22 protein-coding genes are annotated in these 17,841 nt (G+C 47.4%); all 22 read left to right on the top strand.

Annotated features, from left to right (window positions below; translation table 11 throughout):
* The first annotated feature begins 29 nt into the window (after nt 1–29).
* The 22 genes from aspA to NYE28_RS12385 all read left to right on the top strand — a co-directional run bounded on the left by aspA (nt 30) and on the right by NYE28_RS12385 (nt 17,748).
* Nucleotides 30–1,457, top strand: a complete 1,428-nt coding sequence (aspA, locus tag NYE28_RS12490; protein ID WP_003153322.1) for an aspartate ammonia-lyase — start codon at nt 30–32, stop codon at nt 1,455–1,457.
* Nucleotides 1,458–1,598: 141 nt separating this feature from the next.
* Nucleotides 1,599–3,005 carry a Na+/H+ antiporter NhaC gene (gene nhaC, locus NYE28_RS12485; protein WP_033574746.1) on the top strand — a complete coding sequence of 469 codons (1,407 nt, stop codon included), beginning with the start codon at nt 1,599–1,601 and terminating at the stop codon, nt 3,003–3,005.
* A 12-nt stretch (nt 3,006–3,017) separates the two neighbouring features.
* Nucleotides 3,018–4,331, top strand: coding sequence for an NAD-dependent malic enzyme (locus NYE28_RS12480; RefSeq protein ID WP_007409402.1), 1,314 nt, complete (start codon nt 3,018–3,020; stop codon nt 4,329–4,331).
* A gap of 112 nt (nt 4,332–4,443) precedes the next feature.
* On the top strand, nt 4,444–4,734 hold the full coding sequence (locus NYE28_RS12475) for a hypothetical protein (protein WP_003153325.1): 291 nt from the start codon (nt 4,444–4,446) through the stop codon (nt 4,732–4,734).
* A 56-nt stretch (nt 4,735–4,790) separates the two neighbouring features.
* Nucleotides 4,791–5,018: a hypothetical protein gene (locus NYE28_RS12470; protein ID WP_012117898.1), complete on the top strand. Its 228-nt coding sequence runs from the start codon at nt 4,791–4,793 to the stop codon at nt 5,016–5,018.
* 76 nt (nt 5,019–5,094) lie between these two features.
* Nucleotides 5,095–5,739, top strand: a complete 645-nt coding sequence (gene spoIIM / locus NYE28_RS12465) for a stage II sporulation protein M (RefSeq protein ID WP_007409404.1) — start codon at nt 5,095–5,097, stop codon at nt 5,737–5,739.
* Between the two features lie 112 nt (nt 5,740–5,851).
* Nucleotides 5,852–6,301, top strand: coding sequence for a ferric iron uptake transcriptional regulator (gene fur / locus NYE28_RS12460; protein WP_003153330.1), 450 nt, complete (start codon nt 5,852–5,854; stop codon nt 6,299–6,301).
* Between the two features lie 115 nt (nt 6,302–6,416).
* Nucleotides 6,417–6,644 carry a YqzK family protein gene (locus tag NYE28_RS12455; RefSeq protein WP_015240136.1) on the top strand — a complete coding sequence of 76 codons (228 nt, stop codon included), beginning with the start codon at nt 6,417–6,419 and terminating at the stop codon, nt 6,642–6,644.
* Between the two features lie 7 nt (nt 6,645–6,651).
* A complete protein-coding gene (gene xerD / locus NYE28_RS12450) occupies nt 6,652–7,542 on the top strand; it encodes a site-specific tyrosine recombinase XerD (protein WP_007612347.1) in 891 nt (296 codons plus the stop codon).
* 167 nt (nt 7,543–7,709) lie between these two features.
* Nucleotides 7,710–8,894 (top strand): phosphopentomutase, encoded by a 1,185-nt coding sequence (gene deoB / locus NYE28_RS12445; RefSeq protein ID WP_025284951.1) that lies wholly within the window; start codon nt 7,710–7,712, stop codon nt 8,892–8,894.
* 11 nt (nt 8,895–8,905) lie between these two features.
* Nucleotides 8,906–9,724 (top strand): purine-nucleoside phosphorylase, encoded by an 819-nt coding sequence (locus NYE28_RS12440; protein WP_007409407.1) that lies wholly within the window; start codon nt 8,906–8,908, stop codon nt 9,722–9,724.
* Nucleotides 9,725–9,860: 136 nt separating this feature from the next.
* Nucleotides 9,861–11,030: a D-alanyl-D-alanine carboxypeptidase family protein gene (locus tag NYE28_RS12435; RefSeq protein WP_094031818.1), complete on the top strand. Its 1,170-nt coding sequence runs from the start codon at nt 9,861–9,863 to the stop codon at nt 11,028–11,030.
* 95 nt (nt 11,031–11,125) lie between these two features.
* The gene (spoIIAA, locus tag NYE28_RS12430; RefSeq protein ID WP_007409411.1) at nt 11,126–11,479 is read left to right on the top strand and encodes an anti-sigma F factor antagonist; all 354 of its coding nucleotides are present in this window, start codon (nt 11,126–11,128) and stop codon (nt 11,477–11,479) included.
* Nucleotides 11,476–11,916, top strand: a complete 441-nt coding sequence (gene spoIIAB, locus NYE28_RS12425; protein WP_003153347.1) for an anti-sigma F factor — start codon at nt 11,476–11,478, stop codon at nt 11,914–11,916. The genes spoIIAA and spoIIAB overlap by 4 nt, the downstream gene beginning before the upstream one ends.
* Before the next feature lie 11 nt (nt 11,917–11,927).
* Nucleotides 11,928–12,695: an RNA polymerase sporulation sigma factor SigF gene (gene sigF, locus NYE28_RS12420; protein ID WP_003153348.1), complete on the top strand. Its 768-nt coding sequence runs from the start codon at nt 11,928–11,930 to the stop codon at nt 12,693–12,695.
* 126 nt (nt 12,696–12,821) lie between these two features.
* Nucleotides 12,822–13,442, top strand: coding sequence for a stage V sporulation protein AA (locus NYE28_RS12415; RefSeq protein WP_342490082.1), 621 nt, complete (start codon nt 12,822–12,824; stop codon nt 13,440–13,442).
* Nucleotides 13,432–13,857: a stage V sporulation protein AB gene (locus NYE28_RS12410; protein ID WP_014418289.1), complete on the top strand. Its 426-nt coding sequence runs from the start codon at nt 13,432–13,434 to the stop codon at nt 13,855–13,857. The genes NYE28_RS12415 and NYE28_RS12410 overlap by 11 nt, the downstream gene beginning before the upstream one ends.
* 12 nt (nt 13,858–13,869) lie before the next feature.
* Nucleotides 13,870–14,322, top strand: a complete 453-nt coding sequence (gene spoVAC, locus NYE28_RS12405; RefSeq protein WP_003153353.1) for a stage V sporulation protein AC — start codon at nt 13,870–13,872, stop codon at nt 14,320–14,322.
* A gap of 11 nt (nt 14,323–14,333) precedes the next feature.
* Entirely contained in the window at nt 14,334–15,350 is a 1,017-nt protein-coding gene (spoVAD, locus tag NYE28_RS12400; protein ID WP_015240132.1) for a stage V sporulation protein AD, read from the top strand.
* Nucleotides 15,351–15,701: a stage V sporulation protein AE gene (gene spoVAE / locus NYE28_RS12395; RefSeq protein ID WP_007409415.1), complete on the top strand. Its 351-nt coding sequence runs from the start codon at nt 15,351–15,353 to the stop codon at nt 15,699–15,701. It abuts the gene before it with no gap.
* Nucleotides 15,702–15,704: 3 nt separating this feature from the next.
* Nucleotides 15,705–16,313: a stage V sporulation protein AE gene (locus tag NYE28_RS12390; RefSeq protein ID WP_025284950.1), complete on the top strand. Its 609-nt coding sequence runs from the start codon at nt 15,705–15,707 to the stop codon at nt 16,311–16,313.
* Nucleotides 16,267–17,748 (top strand): spore germination protein, encoded by a 1,482-nt coding sequence (locus NYE28_RS12385; protein WP_007409417.1) that lies wholly within the window; start codon nt 16,267–16,269, stop codon nt 17,746–17,748. The genes NYE28_RS12390 and NYE28_RS12385 overlap by 47 nt, the downstream gene beginning before the upstream one ends.
* The last annotated feature ends 93 nt before the right edge of the window (nt 17,749–17,841 follow it).

Here is a 17,841-nt window from a genome sequence, read left to right as displayed (position 1 = left end):
CTACCACAAAGAGAAAGTAGGGTTTTAGCATGACAAACGCGCAAAAAGAATATCGTCAGGAAAAAGATTTCCTCGGAGAAAAACAAATTGAAGCTGATGTGTATTACGGAATACAAACGCTGCGCGCGAAAGAAAACTTTCCGATTACCGGCTACCGCATCCACGAAGAAATGATTAATGCGCTCGCCATCGTCAAAAAAGCGGCGGCGCTTGCCAACATGGATGTAAAACGGCTGTATGAAGGAATCGGAAATGCGATTGTACAGGCCGCAGATGAAATTCTTGAGGGAAAATGGCATGACCAATTTATCGTCGATCCGATCCAAGGGGGAGCCGGAACGTCCATGAACATGAATGCCAACGAAGTAATCGGCAACAGGGCTCTTGAAATCATGGGGCATAAAAAAGGTGAATACATTCACCTCAGCCCGAACACACACGTCAACATGTCACAATCGACGAACGACGTGTTCCCGACGGCAATCCATATTTCAACCTTGAAACTTTTGGATAAGCTCCTTGATACGATGGCGCATATGCTCAGTGTCTTTAAAGATAAAGCGAAACAATTTGATTCTGTCATTAAAATGGGGCGCACACACCTTCAGGACGCTGTGCCGATCCGTCTCGGACAGGAATTTGAAGCATACAGCCGCGTGCTTGAGCGTGACATAAAGCGAATTAAACAATCCCGCCAGCATCTGTATGAAGTAAACATGGGGGCAACGGCCGTAGGTACGGGACTTAACGCCGATCCGCGCTACATAGAACAGGTTGTGAAGCACCTGGCTGACATCAGCGGACTGCCGCTTGTCGGCGCCGGCCATTTGGTTGACGCCACACAAAACACTGATGCGTATACGGAAGTTTCAGCCGCGTTGAAAGTATGCATGATGAACATGTCTAAAATCGCCAACGATCTGCGCTTAATGGCTTCAGGTCCGCGCGCGGGACTTGCGGAAATTTCACTGCCCGCCCGTCAGCCGGGATCATCCATTATGCCTGGGAAAGTCAACCCTGTAATGGCAGAGCTGATCAACCAAATCGCCTTCCAGGTCATCGGGAATGACAATACGATCTGCCTCGCTTCAGAAGCGGGCCAGCTGGAGCTTAACGTAATGGAGCCGGTACTCGTATTTAACCTGCTTCAATCCATCAGCATCATGAATAACGGGTTCCGTTCATTTACCGATCATTGTCTGGCGGGAATTGAAGCCAACGAAAAACGTCTGAAGCAATACGTGGAAAAAAGCGTCGGCGTCATTACAGCGGTCAATCCGCACCTCGGGTATGAAGCGGCTGCGCGAATTGCCCGTGAAGCAATCATGACGGGGCAATCTGTAAGAGATCTTTGTCTTCAAAATGATGTACTGACAGAAGAAGAATTGGATATCATTTTGAATCCATATGAAATGACAAAACCGGGGATTGCCGGAAAAGATCTATTAGAAAAATAAATTTTAAAGCAACAACAGCCGCCTTTTCACGTTTTTTAGTGAATAGGCGGTTGCCATACAAAGGGATGAGGCAGTATAGTATAATTTGTTATATCATTTGATGAAAGCGTTTTAGCTTTTTTCTTCTAGGGGGATTTTCTTGTGAAAGAGGCCAGATTGCCAAATTTATTGGAAATTATTATCTTATTATTCGGGTTTTTAGCACTTGTCTTATCGTTCACAGTGTTTTTAGACCTGCCGATCCAGCTAGCTCTATTAATATCCTGGTTTTTCGCTATTATTCTCGGAGTCAGGCTGGGATATTCATATAAAGACTTGCAGGCTTCGATTGTCACCGGCATATCAAACGGTCTTGAAGCGGTATTGATTCTCGTTTCGGTCGGTGCGCTCATCGGGACATGGATTGCCGGCGGCGTTGTACCGACGTTAATTTATTATGGTTTAGAGTTTATTAATCCTCATATTTTCCTTCTGGCCACACTGGTTATTTGTTCCGTTATGTCCGTTGCGACCGGAACGTCGTGGGGAACCGTGGGGACCGCGGGGATCGCCATGATTGCCATCGGAGAAGGAATGGGTATACCGCTTCCGATCGTGGCGGGAGCCGTTTTGTCCGGCGCTTACTTCGGAGACAAGCTTTCACCGCTGTCTGACAGTACGGTGCTTGCCTCCACGCTTTCTAAGGTGGATGTGCTGTCACACGTCAGAGCGATGATGTTTCTGTCAATTCCGTCCTATATTATTACGGCCATTCTGTTTACCGTAACGGGATTTATATACGGCGGAAAAAATATTGATCTTGGCAAAGTGGAATTTTTAAAATCTTCATTGCAGAAAACGTTTGACATTCATATATGGATGCTCATTCCGGCTGTTGTCGTCGTTGTCCTTCTGATTTTGAAAAAGCCGTCTATGCCCGTTATTATCATCGGTGCTTTGCTTGGCGCAATCTGGGCTTCCGTCTTTCAGGGAATGAATTTTGCCAGTGCCATCGCGACTGCTTATAATGGTTTTTCCATTAAAACGGATGTCGAATTTTTAAACGGCCTGTTAAACCGCGGAGGCATTACCGGTATGCTGGATACGTTAGTCGTTATCCTGTTCGGTCTCGGTTTTGGAGGAATTCTTGAGAAGCTCGGCGTATTAAAAGTGATTGTCTCAACTTTTGAGAAAAAGCTGACCACACCGGGAAATGTGACGCTTTCGACATTGATCGTCGCCCTTTTAGGAAACATTTTCGGCTGTGCGATGTACGTGTCATTGATCCTGACGCCGAAAATCATGGAGAACAGTTATGATAAACTGAAACTTGACAGAAGAGTTTTATCCCGGAACGCAGAGGTGGGCGGCACGCTTACTTCAGGGATGGTGCCGTGGTCTGATAACGGCATCTATATGGCCGGCATTCTCGGCGTATCCACATTTTCTTATCTGCCGTTCATGTGGCTCAGTTTTGTATCTATCGGACTGGCAATATTGTACGGGTACACGGGGAAATTCATTTGGTACACGAAAGAAAAATCCTTGCAATCTCAAAAATTGGGTTAGGAGGTTCATTTCATGATTACAAAGCATATGATTCGGACGTTAATGATTGAAACGCCGACTGTTCCCGGAAATCTCGGAAAAGTGGCAACCGCCATCGGAGTGATGGGCGGAGATATCGGGGAAGTTGAAACCGTTAAAGTCGGCCCGAACTACACAATGCGCAACATCACGGTGCAGGCCGAAAATGAAGAGCAGCTGCAGGAAATCATTCAAGCCATTGAAGCTCTCGGTGAAGGCATCCGGCTTCATACAGTCTCAGATGAAGTGCTCTCTGCTCATGAAGGCGGCAAAATTCAGATGAAAAGCAAAATGCCGATCCGGACACTGGCTGAGCTTGGCCGTGTTTATACGCCGGGTGTCGCCGATGTGTGCAGACTGATTGAAAACGAGCCTGAAAAAGCGTCCATCTATACGACAATCAGCAATTCTGTCGCCATTGTCACCGACGGAACGGCGATTCTCGGTCTCGGCAATATCGGCTCTGTCGCCGGAATGCCCGTAATGGAAGGGAAAGCCGCGCTTTTTGACCAGCTGGCGGGTATCAGCGGAATTCCGATTTTGCTCGATACCTCTGATCCGGAAGAAATCATTCGCACGGTAAAACATATTTCTCCGGGGTTCAGCGGAATTCTGCTTGAAGATATCGGTTCGCCCCACTGCTTTGACATTGAAGACCGCCTGAAAGAAGAACTGGACATTCCGGTTATGCACGATGACCAGCACGGCACGGCGGTCGTCACGCTCGCCGCCGCCATTTCCGCTTGTAAAAGCGCCGGCCTTGATTTAAAAGAAGCGAAGGTCGGTCAGATCGGTCTCGGCGCGGCAGGCGTCGCCATCTGCCGCATGTTTATGGCATACGGAGTCAAAGCGGTCTGCGGAACGGACAAGTCAGAAGACGCAATGAACCGCCTCGCTCAGTACGGAGGTCAGCCGCTTGGAAGCATCAAAGAATTAATGGACACGTGTGACATTGTGATCAGCACCACAGGAGTTCCGGGTCTCATTAAAAAAGAGGATGTCAGAAAAGGACACGTCATTCTGGCTTTATCTAATCCGAAGCCGGAGATTGAACCGGAAGAGGCATTACAAGCCGGGGCCGCTTATGCAGCTGACGGCCGTTCGGTCAATAATGTTCTCGGCTTCCCGGGGATTTTCCGCGGCGCGCTGAACGCCAAAAGCAAGAAAATCGACCATGAAATGCTTGTGGCGGCCGCAGAAGCCATCGCCTCTTGCACGAAACACGGCGATCTCGTGCCTCAGCCTTTGGATGCGGACGTGCATCAAGCCGTATCAGCAGCCGTAGAACGGGCCGCGGCAGGGAAATAAACAACTCTTACAGTACCGGACATGTGCCGGTGCTGTTTTTTTATCATGAATAGGAAGCGGAATTCTTAGGCAGGCTAACAGATAGCAAAAGACGGAATAAAGAGGTGTCGATGTGGATTATTTTCCGCTGATCCATACAAATATTTGGGATGCTGTGATCGGCGTGCCGGTCGTCTTATGCGTCACACAGCTGATCAAAGTGTTCTGCCGGGTTCCGGGCATATTCGTTCCCACGATTGCCCTTGCTGCCGGAAATGTTGTGTCTATCGTTTTCGGTCATCATGAACACGTGTATGCGGGGATTTTTATGGGGTTTTTTTACGGATACGCCGCAATGGGGAGCTATTCATCTGCCAAAACGTCTCTGCGCGCTTACCGGTCGAAACATGAGCCGTATTCATGAACACATCTGGATTTTTTTGTTATGATAAAGAAAAGGGAAAAAGGAGCGGTTGGCACATGGCGAAGAGCAAAACGAAAAAAATGCGCGAGCATCTCAAAAGAAACGGGATGCGTGACGCAGTCCTGTCAAGGGGGACGGCGCCGTCTTTCAGCACCCATGAAAGAGTGACGAAAACCAAAAAAGACAGGCTTGAAAGAATAAAGCATAAAAAAAGGAACCCCTATGATCACCGGAGTGATGACGGGGGTTCTTTTTTTATGCCCGAATCTCGCGCCTTTCTATGATTTCTCTGTCATGTTTTCTCTTTTCTTTCATACAATCTACTAAATCAAGTCAATAGATTAGCGGGAGGAAAGCGGTATGAGAAAACAATCGTACAAAGAACTGTTTTTTCGCCATGTAAAGGATCATCTGTCACTTTATATATTTGTGTTCGTCTTGTTTTTAATGGGGGTCATTTTCGGGGCGATTATCGTCAACAGCATGACCATCACGCAGAAAGAAGATTTGTATTACTATTTAAGCAAGTTTTTCGGACAGCTGTCTGACGGAAAACATGCCGGCGCTTCAGAAATGTTTTGGCAGGCCGTCTTTCATGATGTGAAATATTTGGGGCTGATGTGGATTCTCGGTATTTCCGTGATCGGTCTTCCGGTTATTTTCATTATGGTGTTCTTAAAAGGAATCGTCGTCGGCTTCACGGTCGGTTTTTTAGTGAATCAAATGGGGATGAACGGGTTTTTCCTGTCATTTATTTCGGTTCTGCCGCAAAACATCGTTCTCATTCCGGCGTATCTTATCATGGGGACATGCTCCATCGCTTTTTCACTGAAACTGATCCGGCAGCTGTTTGTCAAACGCAGCCTTCATGACGCGCCGATCCAATGGTTCGGACGTTACGCCTTCGTGCTGATTCTCATCGTTTTCTTCTCGGTCATCGCCTCGCTGCTCGAGGCGTACGTGTCTCCGCTGTTTATGGAAAAGCTGTCATCACGCATATTTTAGAATGATTATCACAAAATAATACTTTTATTTATCAGTTTATAATAATTATAGTTGGAACTCTGCGCGTATTTTGTTATAATGAGTCATGGAATGCGGCGTAGGAGGGAAAGACATGGAAAACCGTATTGATCGAATTAAAAAGCAGCTGCACTCGTCAAGCTACAAGCTTACGCCACAGCGGGAAGCAACGGTAAGAGTGCTGCTTGAAAACGAAGAAGACCATTTAAGCGCAGAAGATGTATACCTCCTCGTAAAAGAGAAATCTCCTGAAATTGGTCTCGCTACAGTATACCGTACATTAGAATTATTAACAGAATTAAAAGTCGTTGATAAAATTAACTTCGGGGACGGCGTATCCCGCTACGACCTTCGCAAAGAAGGCGCGGCTCACTTTCATCACCATTTGGTGTGTATGGAGTGCGGAGCCGTCGATGAAATTGAAGAAGATCTGCTTGAAGACGTTGAAGAAGTGATTGAACGTGATTGGAAATTTAAAATTAAAGATCATAGATTGACTTTTCACGGAATCTGCCACCGCTGCCGCGGGGATGAAACAGAGTAAAAGCCTACGAACCTTTTCTGCCAGGAAAGGGTTTTTTGCTGTTTTTATGTATAAAAGCCTTTGAAATTGGCATAAGGTGTACTAACAGCCGCCAAAAGAAAGGGTCGATCGAAAGATGGGCAGATTCCTAAAAACAGCCGCGGATACGATCAAAGTGTTTATTCTGTTCACAGGTTTTACCGCGCTGTTCTATTATGCTATGATATGGGTGAATTCAGAGTATGAAAACTATCATCGGTACGATAAACCGGAAGGCTCCGCCGTCAAAGTGGCCAAAACGGAACAAGAGGATAAAGACGGCTGGTTCGGCCGATTGATCTTTTTTTACCAAAACGGGGAGTAGATCAAGAGTGAAGGATCAAATTAAGGATTTCATCCATTATGTGAGGGTTGAAAGAGGGCTGTCCCAAAATACGATGATGTCCTATGAGCGTGATCTGAAAAGTTATTCTCTCTTCTTAACTGAAAGCCTTCAGATCACTTCATGGAATGATGTGACCCGTCTTCATATTATTCAATATTTAAAGCATATAAAGGACTCCGGGAAATCCGGCAAGACGTCTGCGAGGCATTTGGCGTCGATCCGGTCTTTTCATCAATTTCTGTTAAGGGAAAAAGCCGCGGATAAAGATCCTTCGGTACATATTGAAACACAAAAAACAGAGCGGACGCTTCCGAAAGTATTGGCGCTTCACGAAGTTGAGCGGTTATTGGACACGCCTAAGCTTGACAGCCCGTTCGGTCTCAGGGATAAAGCCATGCTTGAACTGCTGTACGCAACCGGCATCAGGGTCAGCGAGATGATCGAGCTGAAATTATCCGACGTCCATTTGACGATGGGATTTGTCCGCTGCTTCGGAAAAGGGCGGAAAGAGCGGATTGTGCCGATTGGTGAAGCCGCTTCTCATGCGATAGAAGCATACATTGAAAAAGCCAGAGGGAAATTATTAAAGAAAAACGTAACCGAAGCGCTTTTTCTGAATCATCACGGCAGGCAGATCAGCCGTCAGGGATTCTGGAAAAACCTAAAAAAAATCGCACTTGAAGCGGGGATTAAAAAAGAGCTGACACCGCACACGCTCCGGCACTCCTTTGCAACGCACCTGCTCGAAAACGGGGCGGATCTGCGCGCCGTGCAGGAGATGCTCGGACATGCCGATATTTCCACCACGCAAATTTATACGCATGTGACGAAAACAAGGCTGAAGGACGTGTACAAACAGTATCATCCGCGCGCTTAGGAGCCGCTGCCAGAGGGGCCGCGGCTTTTTTGCCGGATTGGCGGAATACAGAGAAGGTTCTAATTATTTGAATCGGCATTGTCAACAAGAATGTAAACGGTTTATACTTGAGTTGTCTGACCTCTGTAAGCTACAATGGACAGATGGAAGAAAAGGAGGCTTTTATGATGTCTGAATACAAATATAACCGGGTATTTTTGATCGTAATGGATTCTGTCGGAATCGGTGAAGCGCCGGACGCCGCCGATTTTAATGATATAGGCGCAAATACGCTCGGACACATCGCAGAGCACATGAACGGCTTACATATGCCCCATTTGGCGCAGCTCGGTCTCGGACTGATCGGAGACATTAAGGGCGTGGAAAAAACGGAGCACCCTCTTGCGTACTACGGAAAAATGCAGGAGGCGTCAAACGGGAAAGATACGATGACGGGGCACTGGGAGATTATGGGCCTCTACATTGAAAAACCGTTTAAAGTGTTCCCGGAAGGATTTCCGGATGAACTTCTTCAGGAACTTGAGCGGCGTTCAGGACGGAAAATCATCGGAAATAAGCCGGCTTCAGGCACGGCGATTCTGGACGAGCTCGGAAAAGAACATATGGAAACGGGTGCGCTGATCGTTTATACATCAGCAGATTCCGTACTGCAGATTGCGGCTCACGAAGATGTCGTTCCGCTTGACGAACTGTACAGCATCTGTGAAACGGCCAGAGAACTGACGCTTGATCCGAAATACATGGTCGGCCGGATTATCGCAAGACCGTTCGTCGGAGAACCGGGCAGCTTCAAACGCACGCCGAACCGTCATGATTATGCGCTCAAACCGTTCGGCCGCACGGTAATGAACGGAATGAAAGACAGCGGATTAGACGTCATTTCCATCGGCAAAATTTCTGATATTTATGACGGAGAAGGCATTACATCTTCCCGCCGCACGGTATCTAATATGGATGGCATGGACAAAGTGATTGAAACGCTCGGTGAAGAGTTCACGGGCCTGAGCTTTGCCAACCTCGTTGATTTTGACGCGCTGTATGGACACCGCCGCGATCCAGAAGGGTACGGAAAAGCGCTCGAGGAATTCGACGCGAGGCTTCCGGAAGTGTTTGAGAAAATGAAAGAAGACGATCTGCTTATCATCACTGCGGATCACGGCAATGATCCTGTCCATCACGGCACGGATCACACGCGGGAGTATGTGCCGCTTCTTGTGTACAGCAAAAAGCACAAACACACTGAACAGCTGCCGCTTGCGGATACATTTGCCGATATCGGCGCAACCATTGCGGATAATTTCAAAACGGAAAAGCCGAAATACGGAAAAAGCTTTTTATCAAGATTACAGTAGGGGGACTTTTTTTGAAACAAAAGATCGAACGTGCTGCTGCATTTATTAAAGAACACGTGAAAGAAACACCAAAGATCGGTCTGATTTTAGGGTCAGGGCTCGGCGTATTGGCCGATGAAATTGAAGGAGCTGTCAAGCTTACATATGAAACGATCCCTGATTTTCCGGTCTCAACGGTAGAAGGCCATGCCGGCCAGCTTGTGATGGGAACGCTTGAAGGTGTGCAGGTCATCGCGATGCAGGGCCGCTTTCATTACTATGAAGGCTACTCAATGGATCAGGTCACATTTCCCGTCCGCGTGATGAAGGCGCTCGGCGTTGAATCTCTCGTCGTGACGAATGCAGCCGGCGGTATCAACACTGAATTCCGCGCCGGCGATCTGATGATTATTACAGACCACATCAACTTTACGGGCACCAACCCGTTAATCGGGCCGAACGAAGCTGAATTCGGACCGAGATTCCCGGACATGTCAGAAGCCTATGACAAAGAGCTGTCAGGCTTGGCTGAAAAAACGGCCGATGAGCTAGGCATTCCTGTTCAAAAAGGAGTGTATACAGCTGTTACGGGGCCGTCTTACGAAACGCCTGCTGAGGTTCGGTTTTTAAGAACGATGGGTTCTGACGCTGTCGGCATGTCGACCGTGCCGGAAGTCATCGTCGCCAACCACGCGGGGATGCGCGTGCTCGGCATCTCATGCATTTCCAACGCGGCGGCAGGTATTCTTGACCAGCCGTTATCCCATGAAGAAGTAATGGAAATGACGGAAAAAGTAAAAGGCGGCTTTTTGAAGCTTGTAAAAGCCGTAGTCGCACGATCTCAAAAATAAGTCAGCATAAGTCAGCTGTTTCTTCGGAAGCAGCTGTTTTTTTGTGCCCTCAACACGAAACATTTTCCAGATGAGGCGTATAAAACCACCGGATTTGGAAAAAATAAAAAGGATTATGAAATGGAGGGCTTTGGAGATGAAACGTCTTATATCCACTTTGTTGATTGGCATTTTATTAACGGCATCAGCACCGTCCGCTTTTGCAAAGCCGGACGGAAAACATACATCGGAGCTCGCTCATGAAGCCAAAAGCGCCGTGCTGATTGAACGCGATACGGGAAGCATTCTTTATAACAAGAACAGCCGGGAGCGTCTGGCGCCGGCAAGCATGACAAAAATCATGACCATGCTTTTAATCATGGAAGCGCTTGACAAAGGGAAAATAAAGATGGGCGATAAAGTCAGGACGAGTGAACATGCCGCGTCCATGGGCGGATCACAGATTTTCCTTGAACCCGGAGAAGAAATGACGGTAAAAGAAATGCTCAAAGGAATTGCGATAGCTTCCGGAAATGACGCATCTGTCGCAATGGCGGAGTATATTGCCGGTTCAGAAGAGGATTTCGTCAGCCGGATGAACAAAAAAGCAAAAGAATTGGGATTGAAAGATACCTCCTTCAAAAACCCGACGGGACTGCCTGAAAAAGACCATTACAGCTCTGCTTATGACATGGCGAAAATGGCGAAGGAATTATTAAAGTATGATAAAATCACTCAATTTACGGGAACGTATGAGGATTATTTAAGAGAAAATACAGACAAAAAGTTCTGGCTCGTCAATACAAACCGGCTGATCAAATTTTATCCGGGTGTAGACGGCGTGAAGACGGGCTTTACAGGCGAAGCAAAGTATTGTTTAACCGCCACCGCTAAAAAAGGAAATATGAGGGTCATTGCTGTCGTTTTCGGAGCCAGCACTCCGAAAGAAAGAAATGCCCAAGTGACCAAAATGCTTGATTACGCCTTCAGCCAGTTCAAAACACACCCGCTGTACAAACGGGATCAAATCGTCGGAACGGTAAAAGTGATAAAAGGAAAAAAGAAACTGATCAAGCTGACCACGTCTGAGCCGATTTCTCTTCTGGCCAAAAAGGGAGAGAACATGGACAAAGTAAAAAAAGAAGTGAAAATCAACGGCAATGTAACGGCTCCGGTTAAAAAAGGAGAGGTGCTCGGCAGCCTCGTTCTGAAAAAAGACGGAAAGGTGCTCGTTGAAAGCCCGGTCACGGCAAAAGACGACATGGAAAAAGCGGGTTTTCTCACTTTTCTGAAGCGCACGATGGGAGATTGGACAAAATTTAAATAATCGTGGCGAACGGGCACTAGTTTTGTCATAGTGAAGGAATTGCTTTCCCGAAAATCGAAACACTCATTATCCGATCATATCAAGGAGGAATGAGCATGAGCCTTGGAATTGACTTTCATGTCAAAGAATCCGTGCTTTGTATTCGATTAACAGGTGAACTCGACCATCATACGGCAGAATCATTAAAACAAAAGGTTACTGAATCGCTGGAGGCTGACGGCATCCGTCACATCGTGCTGAACCTTGAAGATCTTACCTTCATGGACAGCTCCGGCCTCGGCGTGATTTTAGGGCGTTATAAACAAATTAAACAGCTCGGCGGAGAAATGGTCGTGTGCGCGATTTCACCCGCGGTGAGGCGTCTGTTTGACATGTCCGGCCTGTTTAAAATCATCAGGTTCGAACAATCAGAACAAAAAGCGCTTTTAACGTTGGGGGTGGCATCATGAAAAACGAGATGCATCTTGAATTTTCAGCCCTCAGTCAGAACGAATCGTTTGCGCGCGTAACAGTTGCTTCTTTTATCGCACAGCTCGACCCGACGATGGATGAGCTGACGGAAATCAAGACCGTCGTATCAGAAGCGGTAACAAACGCAATCATCCACGGCTATGAAGAAAACTGCGACGGAAAGGTGTACATCTCCGTTACGCTGGAGGATCATGTCGTCTATCTGACCATACGTGATGAAGGTCTCGGGATCACGGATCTTGAGGAAGCGCGCCAGCCGCTCTTTACGACAAAACCCGAGCTTGAGCGCTCCGGAATGGGCTTTACCATTATGGAAAACTTCATGGATGATGTCACGATTGACTCCTCGCCGGAGATGGGAACGACGATACGCTTAACAAAACACCTATCAAAAAGCAAAGCGCTTTGTAATTAAGGAGATTTGTTATGGATGTGGAGGTTAAGAAAAACAGCAAAAACGCGCAGCTCAAGGACCATGAAGTCAAAGAATTAATCAAAAAGAGCCAAGAGGGCGACCAGCAGGCAAGAGACCTCCTCATAGAAAAAAACATGCGTCTTGTGTGGTCCGTCGTTCAAAGGTTCTTAAACAGAGGCTATGAGCCGGACGATCTGTTTCAGATCGGCTGTATCGGATTGTTAAAATCCGTTGATAAATTCGATTTGTCCTATGATGTCCGTTTTTCAACTTATGCCGTGCCGATGATTATCGGAGAAATCCAGCGCTTCATCCGCGATGACGGAACCGTCAAAGTATCAAGGTCTTTAAAAGAGCTCGGCAATAAAATACGCCGGGCGAAAGATGAACTGTCAAAAACATACGGAAGAGTGCCGACCGTCCAGGAAATCGCGGATCATTTAGAAATTGATGCGGAGGATGTGGTGCTTGCGCAGGAAGCGGTGCGGGCGCCTTCATCCATTCATGAGACCGTGTATGAAAATGACGGAGACCCGATCACCCTGCTTGATCAGATCGCCGATCATTCAGAAGAGAAGTGGTTTGACAAAATCGCTCTCAAGGAAGCGATCAGTGATTTGGAAGAACGGGAAAAACTCATTGTCTATCTGAGATATTATAAAGATCAGACACAGTCGGAAGTAGCCGAACGGCTCGGGATTTCCCAAGTCCAGGTATCGAGGCTGGAGAAAAAAATATTAAAGCAGATTAAAGTGCAGATGGATCATACGGAAAGCTGACCTTTTACGGGCCGGCTTTTTTTATTTGTGCATCGGTGGTAATTTATGGTCTTTTGCCGCTGATGAATGAGAACAAAAGTGAACCGCATACTACATATATAACCACCCGAAAGATGGTGATGCAAGATGGAAAGACGAATATTTCTCAGACTTCGCCACCGCGTGAAGGCTCATACCGGAGATATCATCACAATCGGCGACGCCGCGCAGATCGCGGGACAGCAAAAGCTGAAAAAAAAACTGTCGGCACTGCCGCTGTATAAGGTCACGAAAAAAGACAAAAATATCGTCGTGCTTGACATTATAAAAGTGCTGAAAACCATTCATACCGCTTTTCCCGCGCTTGATGTACAGACCGTCGGCGGCGCTGTAACGATAGTGGAAATCCATTACCAAAAAAAGCAGCTGTCAGCCGTTTTGTTCGTCGGTGTCTGGCTCCTGCTTTTTATCGGTTCATGTCTTGCCATTATGAATTTTCATGAAGATGTCAGTATGAGAGAAGTTCATATCGCCTTATATGAAATCATAACGGGCGAACGGAATGAATACCCGTATCTGCTTCAGATTCCGTACAGCATCGGCCTCGGTCTCGGTATGATCGTCTTTTTTAATCACATCTTCAAAAAACGCCTGAATGAAGAGCCAAGCCCGCTGGAAGTCGAGATGTTTAATTATCAGCTTGATCTCGATCATTATGTCGCAATGCACGAAAATGAAGAGACGATGAAAGATCTGCATGATCGTTAGCATTCTTTTCGTTATGTTTGTCGGGCTTGGCGGAGGGCTGACCGTGGGAGCGGGCTTTGTGGCTTTTTTAACCGTTATGGGAATCGTCCCCCGCCTTATGCAGCTGACAAAAACAATGCGCTTTGTACAGGCCTACGAAGGAGCTGTTATTTCAGGAGCTGTGTTCGGCGGCTGGGAAACCTTAAATATGAATCATTTTTTTTTATCTGAATGGCTGGCCGTTCCGGTCGGGCTTTTGGCCGGCATGTTTGTCGGCATGCTGGCCGCCGCGCTTACAGAAGTGCTGAATGTGCTTCCCATTCTTGCCAAACGGATCGGCTTCGGCAGCAAAATCATCATATTGCTGATGGCTATTGTGTTCGGCAAAATAGCCGGCTCTTTATTTCATTGGCTGTATTTTATCCATCATTCATAAGGAGGAACCGACATGACAAACTTAAAAGAAAATTACAAAACAAAAGTGAAAGACTATCAGCCGAAACCGCCATATGTTTGGAATTGCGTCAAAGCCTTTCTGATCGGCGGTTTGATCTGTCTGATCGGGCAGGCTCTTCAAGACTTTTACATCCACTTTTTTAATTTTAATGAAAAAACAGCGGGCAACCCGACGGCCGCCACTCTTATTTTAATTTCCGCCCTTTTGACCGGATTCGGCATTTATGACAGACTTGGGCAGTTTGCCGGAGCGGGTTCAGCCGTGCCGGTGACGGGTTTTGCAAACAGTATGACAAGCGCCGCTCTCGAACACAGAAGTGAAGGACTCGTGCTCGGGGTAGCGACAAACATGTTTAAATTGGCGGGAAACGTCATTGTATTCGGCGTCGTGGCAGCCTATATCGTAGGCCTGATACGGTTTGCTTGTGAAAAACTGTTTTCGTAGGAGGAGAAAAAATGAAATTGACCGGAAAGCAAACCTGGGTGTTTGAAAACCCGTTATTTGTAAATGCGGCGGGGACGGCAGCCGGACCGAAAGAAAAAGACGGCCCGCTCGGTTCGCTGTTTGATAAGACATACGATGAAATGCATTGCAATCAGAAAAACTGGGAAATGGCGGAACGTCAGTTAATGGAAGATGCCATCAACTCCGCTTTGCAAAAACAGAATTTGAAAAAGAGCGATATTGATTTGTTACTCGCGGGGGATCTTTTAAATCAAAATGTGACCGCCAACTACGTCGCCAGACATCTGAAAATTCCGTTCCTCTGTCTGTTCGGCGCCTGTTCGACATCAATGGAAACGATTGCCGTCGCATCCGCGCTCATTGACGGCGGTTTTGCGAACCGGGCGATCGCAGCCACGAGCAGCCATAACGCGACGGCAGAACGGCAATTCCGCAATCCGACGGAGTATGGCGGGCAAAAACCGGATACCGCCACTTCAACGGTCACGGGGGGCGGGGCGGTCATCATCAGCCAAAACCCTTCTGACATCAAGATTACAAGCGCAACAGTGGGAAAAGTAAGCGACCTCGGAATAACAGATCCGTTCGATATGGGATCCGCCATGGCGCCCGCTGCCGCCGACACAATCAAACAGCACCTGCAGGACTTAAACCGCACGGCGGATGATTATGATCTGATTTTAACGGGAGACCTTTCAGGCGTCGGCTCGCCGATCGTGAAAGATTTGCTCAAAGAAGAAGGCTATCCCGTGGGAACGAAACACGATGACTGCGGTCTTCTCATCTATACGCCGGACCAGCAGGTGTTTGCGGGCGGAAGCGGCTGCGCCTGCTCCGCGCTTGTTACGTACACACATATTTTTAATCAATTAAAAGCGGGGACTCTAAACAGGGTACTCGTTGTCGCGACAGGAGCGCTTTTGAGTCCGACAATGATCCAGCAGAAGGAAACCATTCCGACCATCGCGCACGGTGTGGTATTTGAGCGGGCGGGAGGTGCATCATAAATGGAATATCTGTTGGCTTTTGTTTGCGGGGGAATCATATGCATTATCGGTCAGCTGCTGCTTGACATTTTTAAACTGACACCCGCCCATGTGATGACAACTTTTGTCGTCATCGGCGCCTTGTTAGATGGGTTCGGAATTTATGATAAATTTATCGAATTCGCAGGCGCGGGCGCGACGGTTCCCATCGTCAGCTTCGGTCACAGCTTATTGCACGGCGCCATGCATCAAGCTCACGAGCATGGATTTATCGGGATCGCCATGGGGATTTTTGAACTTACTTCCGCCGGTATATCTTCAGCGATTTTATTCGCATTTCTTGTAGCCGTTATTTTTAAACCGAAAGGATAATGCCTGATGACGAAACGGAAGGTCATTCTTGTGACAGACGGGGACGTATACGCCGCAAAAACAATTGAATACGCCGCGGAAAAAGCAGGCGGACGGTGTATTTCCCAATCAAAGGGCAATCCGTCAACAAGAAGCGGCCCCGAACTTGTTCAGCTGATTAAAGCCGCGCCGAATGACCCGGTGTTTGTCATGTTTGACGATTCAGGCCTGCAAGGGGAAGGGCCGGGCGAAACGGCGCTGAAATATGTCGCCTCACATCAGGACATTGAAGTGCTGGGGGTGATTGCGGTCGCTTCTAAGACCCATCAGGCTGAATGGACGAAAGTCGATGTCTCCATTGACCGTGATGGAGAAGTGACGGAGTTTGGCGTCGATAAAACCGGAATGAGAGAAATGGACGAGCACAGAATGAACGGAGATACGGTGTATTGTCTGGATAAATTGGACGTTCCCCTCATTGTGGGCATCGGCGACATAGGTAAGATGGGAAGAAAAGATGACATATCCAAAGGCTCGCCGATCACGATGAAGGCGGTCGAATTCATTTTAGAAAGGAGCGAAAGCCATGCCGGAAAAACCGGAAAACATGATCAAGGTGTACCGGGATCCTAGAAAAAATGAACAATTTTTTAAAGACCGCGTCGGTATGGGAACGAGCTATGATGTCGGCGTCCGCAAAGTTCGAGTATTAGACCGGGAAGTCCAGATTTACTTTGTCAACGGATTAACCGATACTTTGTTTATCATTCATTTAATGGAACAGCTCGTCGACGTCAATAATTATGACGAGAATGCGGATGAAGCGATTGACGTTGTTGAAAACAGGCTTGTCAATCAGCAGGTTCAAAAAGTCAAAACGCTCGACGAAGCAACGGATCAAGTGCTTTCCGGACTTGTGGCGGTTATCGTTGAAGACGCGGGCTTCGCCTTTATCGTTGACGTCAGAAGTTATCCCGGACGCACACCTGAAGAACCGGATACGGAAAAGGTCGTCCGCGGTGCAAGAGACGGTTTTATCGAAAATATCGTCATTAATACAGCATTGATCAGAAGACGAATCAGGGACGAAAGGCTCCGCGTCAAAATTACGAAAGTCGGCGAGCGCTCTAAGACCGATCTTGCGATTGTGTATATAGAAGACATCGCGGACCCGGACCTTGTCAGCATCGTCGAAAACGAAGTGAATGCGATTGACATTGACGGATTGACGATGGCTGATAAAACGGTGGAGGAATTCATCGTCAAACAAGGCTACAATCCGTTTCCGATGGTCAGATACACAGAGCGGCCGGATGTGGCAGCCAATCACATTTTGGAAGGGCACGTCATCATCGTCGTCGATACGTCACCGAGCGTGATCATAACGCCGACAACGATATTTCACCATGTTCAGCATGCGGAAGAATACAGGCAGGCGCCTTCAGTGGGCACATTTTTAAGATGGATCAGGTTTTTCGGTATTATTGCTTCAACCGTTCTGCTTCCGATTTGGTTCCTCTTTGTTCTCGAACCGTCTCTTCTGCCTGAAAGATTGGATTTTATCGGTTTAAATAAAAATACGCACATCCCGATCATTCTGCAAATCTTTTTGGCCGATTTGGGGATTGAGTTTCTCAGGATGGCCGCGATCCATACGCCGACCGCTTTATCCACCGCCATGGGTCTGATTGCGGCGGTGCTGATCGGTCAAATCGCCATAGCGGTGGGGCTGTTTTCAGCAGAAGTGATTCTGTACGTATCGATCGCCGCCATCGGATCATTTACCACACCGAGCTATGAGCTCAGCCTCGCCAATAAAATGATACGCCTCATCTTAATGGTGCTCGTGGCCATTTTCCAAGTGAAAGGCTTTGTGATAGGTTTTACATTGCTGCTGATCATAATGGCGAATATCCGCTCGTTTCACACGCCGTATTTATGGCCGTTTTTACCGTTTAACGGCAAGGCGCTGTGGCAGGTGCTCGTCCGGACGACAGTGCCGGGAGCCAAAGTCAGACCGAGCATTGTTCACCCGAAAGACCGTCAAAGACAGCCAAGCGGTTCATAATCGCATTGAAACCGACAGAAGATTATGATATTGTATGTCTTAACTTATACGGGACTTGTATAAGGACAGCTCAAAAGAAGCTGTCCTTTTCAC

Source organism: Bacillus sp. FSL R5-0443, assembly GCF_038608285.1.
Taxonomy (GTDB): Bacteria; Bacillota; Bacilli; order Bacillales; family Bacillaceae; genus Bacillus; species Bacillus velezensis.
This window is presented reverse-complemented; position numbering and strand designations above follow the sequence as displayed.

Coding starts and splice junctions, on each gene's coding strand:
- spoIIAB (WP_003153347.1), top strand. CDS start 11,476: ATGAAAAACGAGATGCATCTTGAATTTTCAGCCCTCAGTCAGAACGAA.
- spoIIM (WP_007409404.1), top strand. CDS start 5,095: ATGAGAAAACAATCGTACAAAGAACTGTTTTTTCGCCATGTAAAGGAT.
- NYE28_RS12480 (WP_007409402.1), top strand. CDS start 3,018: ATGATTACAAAGCATATGATTCGGACGTTAATGATTGAAACGCCGACT.
- NYE28_RS12435 (WP_094031818.1), top strand. CDS start 9,861: ATGAAACGTCTTATATCCACTTTGTTGATTGGCATTTTATTAACGGCA.
- NYE28_RS12385 (WP_007409417.1), top strand. CDS start 16,267: ATGCCGGAAAAACCGGAAAACATGATCAAGGTGTACCGGGATCCTAGA.
- NYE28_RS12455 (WP_015240136.1), top strand. CDS start 6,417: ATGGGCAGATTCCTAAAAACAGCCGCGGATACGATCAAAGTGTTTATT.
- sigF (WP_003153348.1), top strand. CDS start 11,928: ATGGATGTGGAGGTTAAGAAAAACAGCAAAAACGCGCAGCTCAAGGAC.
- deoB (WP_025284951.1), top strand. CDS start 7,710: ATGTCTGAATACAAATATAACCGGGTATTTTTGATCGTAATGGATTCT.
- spoIIAA (WP_007409411.1), top strand. CDS start 11,126: ATGAGCCTTGGAATTGACTTTCATGTCAAAGAATCCGTGCTTTGTATT.
- spoVAD (WP_015240132.1), top strand. CDS start 14,334: ATGAAATTGACCGGAAAGCAAACCTGGGTGTTTGAAAACCCGTTATTT.
- NYE28_RS12415 (WP_342490082.1), top strand. CDS start 12,822: ATGGAAAGACGAATATTTCTCAGACTTCGCCACCGCGTGAAGGCTCAT.
- NYE28_RS12410 (WP_014418289.1), top strand. CDS start 13,432: ATGATCGTTAGCATTCTTTTCGTTATGTTTGTCGGGCTTGGCGGAGGG.
- spoVAC (WP_003153353.1), top strand. CDS start 13,870: ATGACAAACTTAAAAGAAAATTACAAAACAAAAGTGAAAGACTATCAG.
- spoVAE (WP_007409415.1), top strand. CDS start 15,351: ATGGAATATCTGTTGGCTTTTGTTTGCGGGGGAATCATATGCATTATC.
- NYE28_RS12470 (WP_012117898.1), top strand. CDS start 4,791: ATGGCGAAGAGCAAAACGAAAAAAATGCGCGAGCATCTCAAAAGAAAC.
- aspA (WP_003153322.1), top strand. CDS start 30: ATGACAAACGCGCAAAAAGAATATCGTCAGGAAAAAGATTTCCTCGGA.
- fur (WP_003153330.1), top strand. CDS start 5,852: ATGGAAAACCGTATTGATCGAATTAAAAAGCAGCTGCACTCGTCAAGC.